We start from the raw sequence: 15,077 nt of genomic DNA, 5'->3' as shown, positions 1-15,077 counted from the left end.
GCCTGTCAAAAGCGCGCGCGTCCAGCGCAAGGCCTTTCAGACACCGCCGCCGATCGCGTCGCGGGCCTGGCTCGCGATCTCGAACGAACGCAGGCGCGCCCGGTGGTCGAAGATCTGCGCCGTGACGATGAGTTCATCGGCCTGGGTCTGGGCGATCACCGAGCGCAGTCCGGCTTCGACATCGGCGGGCGCGCCGACGACGGAGCACGCGAGCGAGTGCTCGACGCCCGCGCGTTCGGCGTCGTTCCACGGGATCGATTCGACCGGCGGCGGCAACTGGCCGGGCGTGCCGCGGCGCAGATTGATGAATTGCTGCTGCAGCGACGTGAAGAGAAAGTGCGCTTCGTCGGCGGTATCGGCGGCGAAGACATTGACGCCGACCATCGCGTAGGGTTTTTTCAGCGTCGCCGACGGACGGAACTGCGCGCGATACACCTCCAGCGCGCTCAGCAGATAATCCGGCGCGAAATGGGACGCGAACGCGAACGGCAGCCCGAGCGCCGCCGCAAGCTGCGCGGAAAAGAGCGATGAGCCGAGCAGCCAGATCGGCACATGGAGGCCCGCGCCGGGCACCGCGCGCACGCGCTGGCCTTCGACGGGATCGGCGAAATAGCGCTGCAGCTCGACGACATCGTCGGGAAAGGATTCGGCGCTGCCGTGCAGGTCCCGGCGCAGCGCGCGGGCCGTGGTCTGATCGGTGCCGGGCGCGCGTCCGAGGCCGAGATCGATCCGGCCCGGAAACAGCGAGGCGAGCGTGCCGAACTGCTCCGCGATCACGAGCGGCGCGTGATTCGGCAGCATGATGCCGCCCGAGCCGACGCGGATCGTGCTGGTGCCCGCCGCGATATGGCCGATCACGACGGCCGTCGCCGCACTGGCGATGCCCGTCATGTTGTGATGCTCGGCGAGCCAGTAGCGCTGATAACCCCAGCGCTCGGCGTGCCGGGCGAGATCGAGCGAATGGGCGAAGGCGGCGGCCGGCGTCGAGCCGAGCGGAACCGGGGAAAGGTCGAGTAGCGAGAAGGGGATCATTGCGGCGTTCCGATAGCGTGGCCGCTCGCGCTGCGTGCGCGTCGCGGTTCACGCGCTGAAAAAACCGATTGTGCCGAAACTCCCGGAAATCTGCCGGATCGGGCTGGCTCGATTTCGCTCAGGCAAGCTGCGGATAACCCCGCGCGATGGCGTCGCGTTCGTAGTCGAGGATCGGCGCGTAGTCCGCCGGGGTGCGCCGCACGACGCCTTTGAGCCGGAGCCGCCGGGCGAGCGCGTCGTCGTGATGAAGTACATCGGCGAGTGCGTGAAAAATTGTATCGGTCGCGTCTTGCGGCACGCGTGTCGACGCGATGAACGGCAGCGCGCCCGCGCTCGCGGTCATGCCGATCACGCGTACGCTCGCCGCGAGTTCCGGTAGCTGCGTTTGCACGAACGAGAACGTGACGCAATCGATCGCGGCGACGTCGGCGCGCTGTTCGGCAAGCGCATGCAGCGACGCGAGGTGCGCGCCGGTTTTCGTCACCGAGCCGAAAAACCGTCCGCTTTGCGCGAACGGAGCCACCGCGTGCCGGAAGAGGTTCATGCCGCTGTTGGAGTCGTCGTCGTTATAGGCGGCGCGCAGGCTGCGGCAGCCTTCGATCGACTGCGCCGCGACGTCCATTCGCGCGACGATCACGCTGCGATACGTGCCGCTTTCGCAGCCGGGCACGTCGAAATCGGGCGCGGCGACCAATCGCACGCGCTGCGAGAGCGCATGCACGAGCGGATAGCCGCAGGTCTGCGAGAGCAGGACATCGTCACGCAGCCAGAACGCGGTGAGGTCCGGACCCGGATCGACGATTTCGAGCGTATCACCGCGCGCGTTCACCCAGTCCGCGAGACGATCGTTCACGTGCGCGAGCAGCGTGCGCCAGTCGGCGGCGAGCGCGGGTGTGACGTTGTACATCGGCAGGGCGGCGAGCCAGCGCATCGCGAGAGATCAAAAAGGACGATGCCGAATCGTACAGCGCGCCGCGTCAGCCCGCGAGACTGGCGGTATCGCCGCCGCGCGGGTTCCGGCTGCGGTCAGCCGGAGCGAACGATTCGCCCGCGGCGGCCGGATGCACGGGCTGCGCGGCCTGCGCGAACGCATGGCGGCGCGCCCATTCGCCATAGCCGCGCACGACGAAGCCGCCGTTGCTCGCGCGATAGGCGTCGCGCCGGCGCGCATAGATCTGGCCGAGCGCGAACCACGGCACGCCGGGCAGATCGTGATGCACCGCGTGATAGTTATTGTTCAGAAAAAGCAGACGCCACGGCCACCCGGCTTCGTTGACGACCGTGCGTTCGCGCTCGTGCCCCGCCGCGCGATGCTCCTGAAACGAGCGCACCGAAGCCAGCGCGAGCGACGCGTAACCGACGCCGAACACGAACGCGCGCCACGGAATGCCGCATTTCGCTTCGAGCCAGTTTGCGAGCAGCACGAGCGATGCGAGATGCACCGCCCAGCTCGCGACGATGCGCCAGCGCCGCTCGACAACAGCCTGCGCCGCCTCGCGCCACGACGCCGCGATCGAGAACCACGGACCGATGAGCATGCGCCCGACGAACGTATTGCGCGCGGCGAGCGCGGCGCGCAATACGGGGCCCGCGCTCGCCCACTGTGCGGACGTCACGTAATAGCTTTCGGGATCGCGGCCGGGCTCGGTCAGATGTTCGTCGTCGTGATGACGCAGATGCGACTCGCGATACACCGCGTACGGAAACCACACGGCGAGCGGGGCGAGCCCGATGAGCATGTTGACGAGCGGCCAGCGCGTCGGATGCCCGTGTATCAGTTCGTGCTGGAGCGACATATACCAGCACGACAGCAGCGCGAGCAGCGCGATGGTCGGCGCGAGGCCGAGCGTGCGCGCGTTGAGCGCGACGCCGAACCAGCCGCCATAGACCGCGACGATGACCGCCCAGGTCGGCCACTCGCAGCGCCAGCGCCATGTGTTGCGTTCGTTCTGGAGTTCCTGGCGTTGCGCGTCGTCGAGATAGCGGGGCATGGCGGACTTCGTAAAAGACGAAGGGCCATCCTAGCGGCGCGGTGCGCGCGTCCCAACCAAGGAATCCCGCTATCGATTTCGCGCCCGGCGCTATAAGCATTGCGAGGCGCGCGAATATTGGCTACGGAGGCCGGCACGGTATCCTTGCTCCCTCCGACCCCACTTGCGCGCATATGTCCGAACCGCTCGAGCCCGCCTGCACGTCGAATCCGGTGCGCCGCGCACTGCCGCGCAAATCCGCGCATCTCATCGCCGGGCTGATCGCTTTCAACGTGTTCTCCTGGCTGTGGGCGCTGATCGCGTTCCGGCACTATCCGCTTCTGCTCGGCACGTCCCTGCTCGCGTATTCGCTCGGGCTGCGCCATGCCGTCGATGCCGATCACATCGCCGCCATCGACAACGTCACGCGCAAGCTGATGCAGGAAGGCAAGCGGCCGATTTTCGCCGGCTTTTTCTTTTCGCTCGGGCATTCGACGATCGTCGTCGCGGCCACCGCGCTGATCGCCGCGACGGCAATGGCCGTGCAGGGCCGTTTCGCCGAATTTCGCGAGATCGGCGGGATCATCGGCACGTCGGTGTCGGCACTTTTTCTGTTCGCCATCGCGGCGATGAACCTGTTCGTGCTGCGCGGCGTGTGGCGCGCATTCCGGCGCGTACGGCGCGGCGAGTCGTGCCGCGACGAGGACGTCGGCATGCTCGCGGTCGGCGGCGGTCCGCTCGCGCGTCTCGCGCGGCCGCTGTTCAGGCTGATCGGCAAGAGCTGGCACATGTATCCGCTCGGCTTCCTGTTCGGCCTCGGCTTCGACACCGCCACCGAAATCGGCCTGATGGGTATCGCGGCGGCGGAAGCGGCGCGCGGCATGCCGGTGTGGTCGATTCTCGTGTTCCCGGTGCTGTTCACGGCGGGCATGTCGCTCATCGACACCGCCGACAGCATGCTGATGACAGGCGCCTACGGCTGGGCATTCATGAAGCCGATCCGCAAGCTGTATTACAACCTCACGATCACGCTGGTGTCGGTGCTGATCGCGGTGCTGGTCGGCGGCATCGAGGCGCTCGGTCTGATCGCGGACCGGCTGCAACTGAAAGGCGGGCTGTGGGATTGGGCCGCGTCGCTTTCCGAGCATTTCGGCGTGCTCGGCTATGGGATCGTCGCGATTTTCGCTGCCTGCTGGCTCGTTTCCGCGCTCATCTACAAGTGGCGCGGCTACGACGCGCTGGACGGCACCATCGCCCGGTAGCTTCACTGGCATTCTTCCTGCTTAGTGGATGCGCCAGCCGCTCATCCACCTTCCGTAATCGAGCGGCGTTCAGGGAGAACGATCATGAACGAGCCGCACACCGCGGCGCCCGACAAGGGGAATTCCGCCGGAGCGGATTCTCCGCACCTCGATAGCGCCGAACAGGAACAGGCCGCCGAACATTCCGCGCCGCATCCGCTCGTCATCCATGAAATCGTGCGGGAGGAGGGCGAAGTCGCCATGGCGCGCACTTTCGCCGCGCTGATGTGGTCGGCGCTCGCGGCAGGCCTCTCGATGGGCTTCTCCTTTCTGGTCCAGTCGATCCTCGAAAGCTCGTTGCCCGAAACGCCCTGGCGCGGGCTGGTATCGAGCCTCGGCTACACGGTCGGTTTCGTGTTCGCGATCCTTGCCCGCCAGCAGCTTTTCACCGAAAGCACGTTGACGGCGGTGCTGCCCGTACTCACGCGGCGCGACGTCGCGACCTTGTTGAAGGCGCTGCGTCTCTGGGCGATCGTGCTGTTCTTCAACCTGGTCGGCACGGCGATCTTCGCGGCCATTCTGCAGATTCGCGGCGTGTTCTCACCGGAAGTGAGCGAGTCGCTCGCCAAACTCGCGATGACGCCGCTGTCCGCCGAGTTCGGCGTGACCGTCGTGCGCGGGGTGTTCTCCGGCTGGCTCATCGCGCTGATGGTGTGGCTGCTGCCGAGCGCGCGCTCGGGGCGTCTGCTGACGATCCTGATCGTCACTTACACCGTCGCCGTGAGCAAGCTCACGCATGTGGTCGCAGGATCGGTCGAGGCGGCGTATGCGGTGATGATCGACGCCGCCAGCCTCTCCGACTACTTCCTCGTGTTCCTCGTGCCGACCTTCATCGGCAACGTGATCGGCGGCGTGTCGCTGGTGGCAATCGTCAATCATGCGGCGATCGCGCCGGAGATCATGAGCCTGCCGCAGAAAAGCGACGACTGAACCGCGGGCGCGGCCTCACTTGTTGCTGCCCGCACCCGTGCCGTAGAGGCCGTCGCCGAAGCCTCCGCTGCCGTCGGGCTTATGGCCCTTGCCGGCGGTCGCGGCGCGGCCCTTCGCGGCATCCTTCGATTGCGGCTTGTGCGATTCGTGCAGCGTGGCGCCGGACGGCTCGGCGCGCGATGTCGAATCGGACTGGCGGCCTTCGTTGCGTCCGGAGCCGCCGTCGTTGGTGATCTGCGCGACGCCGTACGTGCTGAACGTGGCGATGAGGCTGGCGACGAGCGCATTCGCGAGCGCGCCCCAGGGCCGGCGCGGACTGCGCGCGTGCTCGTGACGATGAATGGACATGGCGGCTCCCGGCATGATCGAAGGACTTTCATTCGAGCAGGAAGGGTGCCTGCATGACTCGCAAGTACAACTGGCGTTGCGCCCGGCTCGATGCGAGACGCGGGCGCGAACGAAGGGATCGCGCTGACGCGCGAGTGGCGAAAGCGGTCGTCAGGCCGCTTTCGCCCAAAGCCTGTTGGTCGACTTCCTGCGGCTGCCGGAGCCGTCGCGGGGGCCGCTGTCGACCGTATCGAGTGCGATGCGCAGCGCTTCGATGCGCTGCTTCTGCGCGGGCACGAGCGCATAGCCTTTCATCACGGCGGTGAGACGCTCGCGCCAGTATTCGACGTTGAGCGTGCCCGACGATTGTTTGTGCATCGTGCGAAGCTGCGCGAGCGCGCGCTCGATATGCTGAAGCTCGACATCAGCCATGGCCGAGGGCAAAAGGCTGCCCTTGGCCTCACTATTCTTCTTTTTCATCTGTGGTCTTCCTCTCGGCCATGCGACGCGCCATCCCCGACATCGGATATGCGCGCCGTTCAGGCACCCCGTTCACCCGCGCATTTTTTTGTACCGTTGCGGGTGGCCTTTGCTCTTTTCTTCGGATGACCGATCGTTGCCCGTCTCAGCGGACTCGATCGTTAACAAAAATGTACGCAACGCGAGCCTGCTGGCTCCGTCTGTCATCGCACATTCATGTGAGGGGACTGTGGGGTTTCCGATATTGCGCCGCGCCAAGGGCGGCGCGGCCGGAGCAGAGAGGGATTACTGGCCGGCGCCGGACGTGCGTTTGCCGCTGCGGCCGATCTGCTCTTCCATCGCGAGATCGAGCTTGCTGACCTTGCGCGGCTTGCCCGGCTCGCGCGCGTTGACGAACGCGACGAAATCGTCCATCGGCATCGGTTCGGAGAGTTTCTTCGCGCCTTCGGCCGAGCGTTCGACGAGATAGAAGTAGCCGCCGGGCATCGAGATGGCGGCGTAGCTGGCGTTGCCGGTGCGCGTCTTGAGCCGTTCGACGGCGCTGATCGCTTTGGTCGAGCGCATGATTGCTTTCGATGTGCGTGGGTTATTTCTGCGGGGCGTCCTGGCTCGTCGGATCGGCTGGCGCGCATTTCTTGCCCGCGCCCTCGATCCACAGATTCGAAGGATGACGCTGGCCCGGATAAAAGCGATACGTGGTCTCGCCGTTGTCGTAGCGGACCTTGATCACGTTCGAATCGCCGAATTCGAGCATCACGCCTTGCGGAATCGCGGTCTGCTGATATTTGGCGTCGTGCTTCTTCGCTTCGCCGGCGATGCATTGCACGATGCCGTTCACCTTGTTCTCGGTCGACGACTTTTCGACTTCGGGCTGTCCCGCATCTTCGTTGTGAAACTGGGCGCAGGCGGCGAAGAGCACTGGCAGCGCGAGCGCCGCGGCGAGTTTATTCATGGTCTATCCCGTTTGATCGCTGGGTGCCGAACACGACATTAGAGCACAGGCTCTTTACGGTCCGGTCAGGTTCGATGCAGCAAGGGCCGCGCCCGTCTGCCCGCGATCACGCGTCGGGCGGCACGCCGAGCAGCGGCAGCGCCGCGCCGACGATGCCCGAGAACACCGGCCCGGCGACCGTGCCGCCGTAGTAGGTGCCGCCCGTCGGCTCGTCGATCATGACGGCGACGATCACGCGCGGATCGCTCATCGGCGCGATGCCGACGAAGGACGCGCGGTATTTGTTCGCCGCATACGAGCGCCCGACCTGCTTGCGCGCCGTGCCGGTCTTGCCGCCCACGCGGTAGCCTTCGACCGCCGCCGCGTGGCCTGTGCCGTGGTCGCCCGTCGCCAGTTCGAGCATGCTGCGCACGGCCTTCGCGGTCGCGGGCTTGGTCACCTGCGGCGAGTCGCGGCGCGTTTCGCCTTGGATCAGTGTGGCCGGGTGAAAGCGCCCGTCGCCGGCGTAGGCGGTGTAGATCTGCGCGATCTGCACGAGCGAGAGCGACAGGCCGTAACCGTAGGCCATGGTCGCCTGCTCGATCGGCTTCCAGCGCTCGGGCGAGCGCAGACGGCCGGTTGCGGCGCCCGGGAAGGTCAGCTCGGGCGCGCGGCCGATGCCGTATTCGCGGTACTTGTCCCAGATCGTCTGCGCGGGAAGCTGCAGCGCGAGCTTCGTCAGCGCGACGTTGCTGGACATCTGCACCGCTTCGGCCACGGTGATGACGCCGTGATTCGAGGTGTCGTGAATTACGTTCGGACCGAGCTTGAAGGTGCCCGGCCCTGTATCGATGCGCGTGTCCGGGCGAACCTTGCCGAGATCGATCGACAGCGCGGCGACGAGCGGCTTGATCGTCGAGCCGGGTTCGAAGGTGTCGGTGAGCGCGCGGTTGCGCAACTGCTCGCCGGTGAGCCGCGCGCGATCGTTCGGGTCGAAGCTCGGATAGTTGGCGAGCGCGAGCACTTCGCCGTTCTTCGCATCGAGCACGACCACGCTGCCCGCGCGCGCCTTGTGCTTCACGATCGCCGCCTTCAGCTGCGTATGCGCGAGCTGCTGGATGCGCCGGTCGATCGTCAGTTGAATGGTCTCGCCGTTCTGCGGCAACGCCGGCTCGCCGATCTGCGAGATCACGCGCCCGAGCCGGTCGCGGATCACTTCGCGCTGGCCGGCTTCGCCCGTCAAGCGCGCATCGGCGGCGAGCTCAACGCCTTCCTGCCCGTGATCCTCGTTGTTGGTGAAGCCGACCACGTGCGCCGCCGATTCGCCTTCGGGATAAAAGCGCTTCGTATCCGGCGCGAGCGTGATGCCCGCGCGGCCGATCTGCGCGATGCGTTCGGCCGTTTCCGCTTCCACCTGACGCTTGAGCAACACGAACGCGCGGCTCCCGTCGATGCGCCGCTGCAGGTCTTTCGGCGGCATGTCGAGCAGGCGGGCGATCTCGTTGCCGTGGTCGCCGTCGAAGAGCTTCGGCGTCGCCCACACTTCGTAGGTGGCGAGACTCACGGCGAGCATCGCGCCGTTGCGATCGACGATGCGCCCGCGCGTCGCCGAAAGCGCCAGCGTGCGCTGATAGCGCTTCTGTCCTTCGCCGATGTAGAACTTGTGATCGATCACCTGCACCCACAGCGCGCGTCCGGCGAGCGTCAGAAAGGCCGCCGTCACGCCGATCAGCACGAAGCGCGAGCGCCATGCGGGCAGCCGGTTCACGAGCACCGTGCTGCGGTGATGCGTCTGGAAATCGCTGCCGCCGCGCGTCTTCTTCTTGAACATCGTGGTCTTGTGATTAAGCTTGGTGGGTCAGGGAAGCCGTGCGAGCGCGGCGTCGAGACCGTCGCTAGCGGGCAGACGAATGCCGATTTCGCTTTCGAGCACGCGGCGCAGCTCGGCCACGCTCTCCAGTTCGCGATGCTCGCTGCCGGCGTGTTCGTCGTGCGCGGAAAAGCGCCGGTTGAACAGGCCGAAACGTTTGCCCGGCGCAAGACGCGCGGCAAGCAGGTTGTGCACGAAAACCGACTGCGGGAAGGTGGACACGAAATGGTTCGCCATTTCGTAGTCGGCGTCATACTGCGCGTCGAGGTCGAAGCGATAGACGGGCGTCCACGCGCCGTTCACGAGCGCCTGCAGGATGAAGGCGGGCGGCTCACTGCCGGCATCGTCCAGGCGGAACGCGCCGTGCGGCGTGATCTGCTCGATGCCCGTCTGAAGCGGCAGCGGCGCCGAGAGCGTCATGCCGCCGAAGCCGACATCGGTGAGGAAGGTGCCTTCGTCGAGGTCCGCGAGCAGCAGCATGTGCGTGCGCGGCGGCATGTCCGCCGATGCTTCGCGGCCCCACAGGACGCGGCCCGCGAAGCTGCGCACGCGAAAACCCAGCGTCTGCAGTACGCTGCGAAACAGCAGGTTGTGTTCGTAGCAATAGCCGCCGCGCCGGCTCGCGACGAGCTTCTGCTGGACCGACGCCAGATCGAGCCTGACCGGCTGGCCGAGCAGCACGTCGAGGTTTTCGAAGGGAATCGCCTGGGGATGCAGCAGATGCAGCGCCCGCAAGGTGTCGAGCGTCGGCGCGGGCCGCGCGGGTCCGCCGAAGCCGATGCGTTCGAAGTACGCCGTAAGGTCGATGGAAGTGTCGTGTGCGTTCATGCGGAGTGTCGGCCTTTGATTCGTTCGATGTCGCAGGGTGCGCGAGCGCAGACGCAAGCGCGCATATTTTACGACACGAAAGGTTAAAAATTACAAAACGTATACGTTTTTCGATGCAGGTGCCCGAGAAGCATCGTCCGAATGAACTGTGCCGCATCGATGAAGGTCTTTCCAGATTCACGCGCAACTGACAAGGGGCGATACGCCATGCCGAAAGAATCGAACGAAGCGAACGAAACGAACCAATCGAATGAAGCGAAGCCAGCGAGCGCGACGTGCGCCGGCAAGCATCCCGCGCCGCCGTGCACACTCGTGATCTTCGGCGCGGGCGGCGATCTCACCAAGCGGCTGCTGATGCCGTCGCTCTACAACCTGTCCGCCGACAAGCTGCTCGACGACGGCATGGAAATCATCGGCGTCAATCACGGCGAGCGCGAAACCTCCGAATGGCGCGACGAGCTCACGCAGTCGCTGCGCAAGTTCGCCGCGGACAAGGCCGCGACGTTCCACTTGTCGCAACTGAACGAAGACGCGTGGAACTGGGTCGTCGGCAGGCTGGAATACTTTCCGGGCGAGTTCGAGGAAGACGAAACCTTCGCGCGGCTCAAGGCGCGGCTGGCGAAGGCGAAATCCGGCAACGTCATGTTCTACCTCGCGGTGGGCGCGCGCTTTTTCCAGCCGATCATCGAGCATCTCGGCGCGGCGGGCATGCTGGAGGAGAAGGACGGCAACTTCAGGCGGCTCGTCATCGAGAAGCCGTTCGGAACCGATCTCGCGTCCGCGCGGGAACTCAACGGCTGCATCCTCAAGTATGCGGACGAGTCGCAGGTGTATCGGATCGACCATTTTCTCGGCAAGGACACGGTGCAGAGCATTCTCGCCGTGCGCTTCGCCAACGCGATGTTCGAACCTGTCTGGCGGCGCGAGTACATCGACAACGTGCAGATCACGGCGGCGGAGACGATCGGCGTGGAAGGGCGCGGCAAGTTCTACGAGCAGACCGGCGCGTTTCGCGACATGCTGCCGAACCATCTTTTCCAGTTGCTCGGCATGGTGGCGATGGAGCCGCCCAATTCGTTCGACGCCGAATCCGTGCGCGACCGCAAGGCCGAAGTCTTCGACGCGATCCGCCCGCTGACGGCGAACGATGTCGTGCTCGGCCAGTACGAAGCCGGACCGGCGGGGCCGGGCTACCGGGAAGAAGAGGGCGTCGCGAAGGACAGCCGCGTCGAAACGTATGCGGCGGCGCGCGCGTATGTCGAGAACTGGCGCTGGGCGGGCGTGCCGTTTTATCTGCGCACCGGCAAGCGCCTGACCGAACGGCGCACGGAAATTTCGGTGCAACTTAAGGCCGTGCCGTTCCTGATGTTCCGCGACACGCCCGTCGATGCGCTGACGCCGAACGTGTTCACGCTGCGCATCGATCCCGCGCACGGCACCACCTTCGATTTCAACGTGAAAGTGCCCGGCCCGGTGATGCAGATCGGCAAGGTGCGCTCGGCCTTCAACTACGCCGACTTCTTCGCGGAGCGCGCGAATGTCGGCTATGAGACGCTGCTGTACGACTGCATGCTCGGCGACGCCACGCTGTTTCAGCGCGCGGACAGCATCGAGACGGCATGGGCGGCGGTGGATCGCGTGCTGCATCCGGACAGCCCGCTCGCCGTCCACGGCTATCCGGCGGGCAGCGCGGGACCGGACGAAGCCGATGCGCTGCTGGCGCAGGACGGCCGCACGTGGCGCGCGCTGACCGATGCGCGCAAGCAGGACTGAACTCATCCAACCAGGACAACGAGCGTGAGCACAGAATCCAGAACCAAGCAGAAGACGCATGTCACGGCGGATAAACTCGCCATCAAGGCCGAGCGCATTCTCGCGATCGATATCGGCGGGACGGGGCTGAAAGCGGCGATCATTTCCGAGGACGGCCAGATGAAGAGCGACCGTGTGCGCGTGGCGACCCCGCATCCGGCGAAGCCCGACGTGGTCGTCGAGACGCTGATCGAGCTGGTGACGCCGATCGTCACCGTTCCGCCGACGCATATTTCCATCGGCTTTCCGGGCGTCGTGCGCGAGAACGTCGTGCTGACCGCGCCGAATCTCGGCACGCCGGCCTGGCGCGGCGTGCCGCTCGCGCAACTGATCTCCACGCGTCTGGGCGGCATGCCCGCGCGCATGATTAACGATGCCGAAATGCAAGGGCTCGCGGCGATCGAAGGACGCGGCATCGAGATGGTGTTGACGCTCGGCACTGGCGCGGGCACGGCGCTCTTTCGCGATGGCGAACTGATGCCGCATCTCGAACTCGCGCATCATCCGGTCGCGAAGGACAAGACCTACGACGAATACATCGGCAACGCGGCGCGCGAGAAGGCGGGCAAGAAGCGCTGGAGCCGTCGCGTGGAGAAGATCATCGGCATTCTGGCGACGCTCGTGAACTATGACCGTCTGTGGATCGGCGGCGGCAACGCGGCGCACATCAAGTTCAAGCTGCCGGACAACGTGGCGATCGTGTCGAACGCGGCGGGCATCGAAGGCGGCGCGCGGCTGTGGCATCCGCGCTCGGTGCGCGAGACGCGGCAGTTGCCGCACTTCAATCGCCGTGAGGAGACGAACTGATGAACGCGCAAGGCAAGTACGGCCTGCACAGCGCGACCGGCGACGGCGCCGCGGCCTTCGACGCGCTCGCCAACGTGGAACTCGTCGTCACCGATTGCGACGGCACGCTGCTCTATACCGACAAGGCGCTCGGCGAGCCCGCGAAGGACGCCGTGCGCCGGCTGCGGGAAGCGGGCGTGCGCTTCACGGTGGCGAGCAGCCGGCCTGGCAAGGGCATGCGGCACATCGTCGAGGCGCTTTCGGTCGATATGCCGTACGCGTCGTACAACGGCGGCAGTCTGGTCAGGCCGCGCACGTGGGAAGTGCTGTCGTCGCACAAGCTGCCGCGCGAGGTCGTGCAGACCTCGCTCGAAGCGCTGGCCGCCGCGAGCGTCGACGCGTGGGTGTTCATCGACGATGACTGGTATCTGACCAATCCCGACGCGACCTACGTGCCGCTGGAGACGCGCACCGTCGGCTATGAAGGCGTGCGCGTCGCGCGCTTCGACGACATCGATCTCGCTGCGGTCGACAAGATCGTCGGCTCGACGGCCGATACGGCGCTGCTCGCGCGGGTCGAAAGCGGCTTGCAGAAGCAACTGGAAGGGCGCGGTCACGCGGCGCGCTCGCAGACTTACTATCTCGATGTCACGAGTCTCGAAGCCAACAAGGGCACGGCGGTGCGCGAACTCGCGCGGCTCGCGGGCGTGCCGCTCGAACGCGTGGCCGTGCTCGGCGACATGGGCAACGACATGGCGATGTTCGAGATCGCGGGCGTGTCGATCGCGATGGGACAGGCGTCTGACACCGTGCAGCGTCACGCGAGCCTGGTCTCGAAGAGCAACGACGAAGACGGTTTCGCGATCGGTATCGATGCGCTGCTGGCGGCGCGCGGCGCGGCTTGAGGAGAGAGGGGCATCGACGCGCGGCGCAGCCGGAATGGCCAGGCGGTCGCGTCGAAGTGCAGGATGATCCGCGATGAGGTTCAGAAGCGCGTGCGGCGGATCGGGCTCACGCTCGTTGCTGCGGTCAGGACGTCAGGGTGTTACGCGGCGCTTAACGGCGGCGCATCGGCGGGCGCGGGCCACCGCCGCTTGCACGCTCGTCCTTGTGACGGAAATTGATACGGCCTTTGGTCAGGTCATACACCGACAGTTCCAGCGTGACGCGATCGCCGGCGAGAATGCGGATGTGGTTCTTGCGCATGCGGCCCGAGGCGTACGCGCCCACGACGACGCCGTTGTCCAGCGTGACGCGATAGCGGCTATCGGGAAGCACTTCGTCAACGATACCGTCGAGTTCGATCAGTTCTTCTTTCGCCATATGGAGCTCCTGTTATGAATGATAGTGGGTCCCGCCGCGCATTCGCGCCAGAGAGCGGCCGCGCAGCGTTGCACGAAGGCGTCGTCGCTGCGCTACACGAGAGGCGATGTATTGCGTGGCCTGACGCGCCCTGCACGACTGAACGTGATGCGAGCGCGCCGCGTCTCTCTTTCAGGCTCACTGTGAGCTTGACGGCATAGGCCGGAAAGACAGGGCGAACCGCGGTTGCGGCGCGCCGTGGCCGGCATGTCCGGGACGGCGACATCGGCGAGCAGCAAGGCCGACGTGCGGGTTGAAACGTGTTCTGCGTTGAAACTGCGGAAGTGAGCGCACTCGGCGTGCTAACGTCATGTGCGGTCGATGGCCGATTTTGCAAGGCCAAAGCGCTATTCTCGCGCAAATCGATTGATTAGACAACTAATTTCGCCCTAAGTTTCACGAAAGCGGGCGGGACTACAGCCATCCCGCCTTCCTGAAACGCCAGTAAAGCACCAGATCGACGACAACCATCACCGCGAGACAGGTCGGATAGCCGTAGACCCAGTCGAGCTCCGGAATCGATTTGAAGTTCATCCCGTAGATGCCGGCGATCATCGTCGGCACGGCGAAGAGGGCGGCGAACGAGCCGAGACGCTTGGTCACTTCGCTTTCCGCGAGCGCGATCAGGCCGAGATTCACCTGAATCGCCGTGACGATCATTTCGCGCCGTCCCTCGATGGTCTTCACGATGCGCAGCAAATGGTCATACACGTCGCGGAAATATTCCTGCATGCCCGAGCACACGCCGGGCGAGCGTCCGCCATACAGTTTGCTGACAGCTTCGAGCAACGGCGCCGTGTGGTGCTGCAGGATCGTCATGCGGCGCTTGAGCGAATACAGATCCTCGATGATCTCGCGCGACTCCACCGAGCCCTTCTGTTCGAAGATGCGTTCTTCCACTTCGTCCACTTCCGCGCCGAGCGTCTCCAGCACGGGGAAGTATCGGTCGACGACGGCATCGAGCAGCGCATACATCACGAAGGCCGGCCCGTGCTTGAGCAGATGCGGTTCGCGTTCGCAGCGCTTGCGCACTTCCTGAAAGCCTTGCGTCGTGCGGTTGCGCACCGAGAGCACATAGTTACGGCCGACGAACACGTTCATCTCGCCGACCAGCACATCGCCCTCTTCATCGAACTCTACCGTGTGAAAGACCGCGAACAGCGAATCGCCGTATTCCTCGATCTTCGGACGCTGATGACCGTGCTGCGCATCCTCCACGGCCAGCTCGTGCAGACCGAACTGCTGCGTCATGTGCGCGAGTTCGCCGGGACCGGGCTCCTTCAGTGCAACCCAAATGAAAGAGTCGGGCATGTCGCGATACGAGTTGATCTCGTCGATATCGACGTCCGCGAGCTTTCGGCCGTTTTGATAAGCCGCGCAATTGACCAGCATGGGGGGCGCCCTTGTTATGTTTTCGATGTCACCGGCCACGCGTCGATGGGCGCTCG

16 protein-coding genes are annotated in these 15,077 nt (G+C 65.4%); 5 read left to right on the top strand and 11 right to left on the bottom strand.

The window, feature by feature from the left end; genetic code table 11:
* Positions 1 to 36: 36 nt before the first annotated feature.
* The 3 genes from AWB80_RS09330 to AWB80_RS09320 all read right to left on the bottom strand — a co-directional run bounded on the left by AWB80_RS09330 (position 37) and on the right by AWB80_RS09320 (position 3,023).
* Positions 37 to 1,032: an LLM class flavin-dependent oxidoreductase gene (locus AWB80_RS09330; RefSeq protein WP_061174373.1), complete on the bottom strand. Its 996-nt coding sequence runs from the start codon at positions 1,030 to 1,032 to the stop codon at positions 37 to 39.
* Positions 1,033 to 1,150: 118 nt separating this feature from the next.
* Positions 1,151 to 1,963: a phosphate/phosphite/phosphonate ABC transporter substrate-binding protein gene (locus AWB80_RS09325; RefSeq protein ID WP_061174372.1), complete on the bottom strand. Its 813-nt coding sequence runs from the start codon at positions 1,961 to 1,963 to the stop codon at positions 1,151 to 1,153.
* Between the two features lie 46 nt (positions 1,964 to 2,009).
* Positions 2,010 to 3,023 (bottom strand): fatty acid desaturase, encoded by a 1,014-nt coding sequence (locus tag AWB80_RS09320; RefSeq protein ID WP_061174371.1) that lies wholly within the window; start codon positions 3,021 to 3,023, stop codon positions 2,010 to 2,012.
* Positions 3,024 to 3,196: 173 nt separating this feature from the next.
* Here AWB80_RS09320 and AWB80_RS09315 point away from each other — a divergent pair, with 173 nt between their 5' ends.
* Both AWB80_RS09315 and AWB80_RS09310 read left to right on the top strand, forming a co-directional pair.
* Complete coding sequence (locus AWB80_RS09315; RefSeq protein WP_061174370.1) at positions 3,197 to 4,264, top strand: HoxN/HupN/NixA family nickel/cobalt transporter; 1,068 nt, start codon at positions 3,197 to 3,199, stop codon at positions 4,262 to 4,264.
* Between the two features lie 84 nt (positions 4,265 to 4,348).
* Positions 4,349 to 5,233 (top strand): formate/nitrite transporter family protein, encoded by an 885-nt coding sequence (locus AWB80_RS09310; protein ID WP_061174369.1) that lies wholly within the window; start codon positions 4,349 to 4,351, stop codon positions 5,231 to 5,233.
* Positions 5,234 to 5,248: 15 nt separating this feature from the next.
* Here AWB80_RS09310 and AWB80_RS09305 read toward each other — a convergent pair whose 3' ends face one another.
* The 6 genes from AWB80_RS09305 to AWB80_RS09280 all read right to left on the bottom strand — a co-directional run bounded on the left by AWB80_RS09305 (position 5,249) and on the right by AWB80_RS09280 (position 9,669).
* Complete coding sequence (locus tag AWB80_RS09305) at positions 5,249 to 5,581, bottom strand: hypothetical protein (protein WP_061174368.1); 333 nt, start codon at positions 5,579 to 5,581, stop codon at positions 5,249 to 5,251.
* A 150-nt stretch (positions 5,582 to 5,731) separates the two neighbouring features.
* Positions 5,732 to 6,040 carry a hypothetical protein gene (locus tag AWB80_RS09300; protein ID WP_061174367.1) on the bottom strand — a complete coding sequence of 103 codons (309 nt, stop codon included), beginning with the start codon at positions 6,038 to 6,040 and terminating at the stop codon, positions 5,732 to 5,734.
* Positions 6,041 to 6,325: 285 nt separating this feature from the next.
* On the bottom strand, positions 6,326 to 6,604 hold the full coding sequence (locus AWB80_RS09295) for a hypothetical protein (RefSeq protein ID WP_061174366.1): 279 nt from the start codon (positions 6,602 to 6,604) through the stop codon (positions 6,326 to 6,328).
* 22 nt (positions 6,605 to 6,626) lie between these two features.
* Positions 6,627 to 6,992, bottom strand: a complete 366-nt coding sequence (locus AWB80_RS09290; RefSeq protein ID WP_061174365.1) for a hypothetical protein — start codon at positions 6,990 to 6,992, stop codon at positions 6,627 to 6,629.
* Between the two features lie 106 nt (positions 6,993 to 7,098).
* Positions 7,099 to 8,802 carry a peptidoglycan D,D-transpeptidase FtsI family protein gene (locus AWB80_RS09285; protein WP_061174364.1) on the bottom strand — a complete coding sequence of 568 codons (1,704 nt, stop codon included), beginning with the start codon at positions 8,800 to 8,802 and terminating at the stop codon, positions 7,099 to 7,101.
* A gap of 27 nt (positions 8,803 to 8,829) precedes the next feature.
* Positions 8,830 to 9,669 carry an arylamine N-acetyltransferase family protein gene (locus AWB80_RS09280; RefSeq protein ID WP_061174363.1) on the bottom strand — a complete coding sequence of 280 codons (840 nt, stop codon included), beginning with the start codon at positions 9,667 to 9,669 and terminating at the stop codon, positions 8,830 to 8,832.
* A gap of 207 nt (positions 9,670 to 9,876) precedes the next feature.
* Here AWB80_RS09280 and zwf point away from each other — a divergent pair, with 207 nt between their 5' ends.
* From zwf to AWB80_RS09265, 3 genes are read left to right on the top strand one after another with little or no spacing between them, the layout of a single operon-like run.
* Entirely contained in the window at positions 9,877 to 11,442 is a 1,566-nt protein-coding gene (gene zwf, locus AWB80_RS09275; RefSeq protein WP_061174362.1) for a glucose-6-phosphate dehydrogenase, read from the top strand.
* A gap of 24 nt (positions 11,443 to 11,466) precedes the next feature.
* Complete coding sequence (locus AWB80_RS09270; RefSeq protein ID WP_061174361.1) at positions 11,467 to 12,288, top strand: ROK family protein; 822 nt, start codon at positions 11,467 to 11,469, stop codon at positions 12,286 to 12,288.
* Complete coding sequence (locus AWB80_RS09265) at positions 12,288 to 13,172, top strand: Cof-type HAD-IIB family hydrolase (protein WP_061174360.1); 885 nt, start codon at positions 12,288 to 12,290, stop codon at positions 13,170 to 13,172. Before AWB80_RS09270 ends, AWB80_RS09265 begins: the two co-directional genes overlap by 1 nt.
* Before the next feature lie 151 nt (positions 13,173 to 13,323).
* Here the strand turns inward: AWB80_RS09265 and infA are convergent, their stop codons facing one another.
* A complete protein-coding gene (infA, locus tag AWB80_RS09260; protein WP_061174359.1) occupies positions 13,324 to 13,590 on the bottom strand; it encodes a translation initiation factor IF-1 in 267 nt (88 codons plus the stop codon).
* A 453-nt stretch (positions 13,591 to 14,043) separates the two neighbouring features.
* Complete coding sequence (gene corA, locus AWB80_RS09255) at positions 14,044 to 15,021, bottom strand: magnesium/cobalt transporter CorA (protein WP_061174358.1); 978 nt, start codon at positions 15,019 to 15,021, stop codon at positions 14,044 to 14,046.
* Between the last annotated feature and the right edge of the window lie 56 nt (positions 15,022 to 15,077).

The sequence above is a fragment of the Caballeronia pedi genome, from assembly GCF_001544915.2.
Taxonomy (GTDB): domain Bacteria; phylum Pseudomonadota; class Gammaproteobacteria; order Burkholderiales; family Burkholderiaceae; genus Caballeronia; species Caballeronia pedi.
Note: the sequence above shows the minus strand (reverse complement) of the source record. Positions and strands in the feature narration are given on the sequence as shown.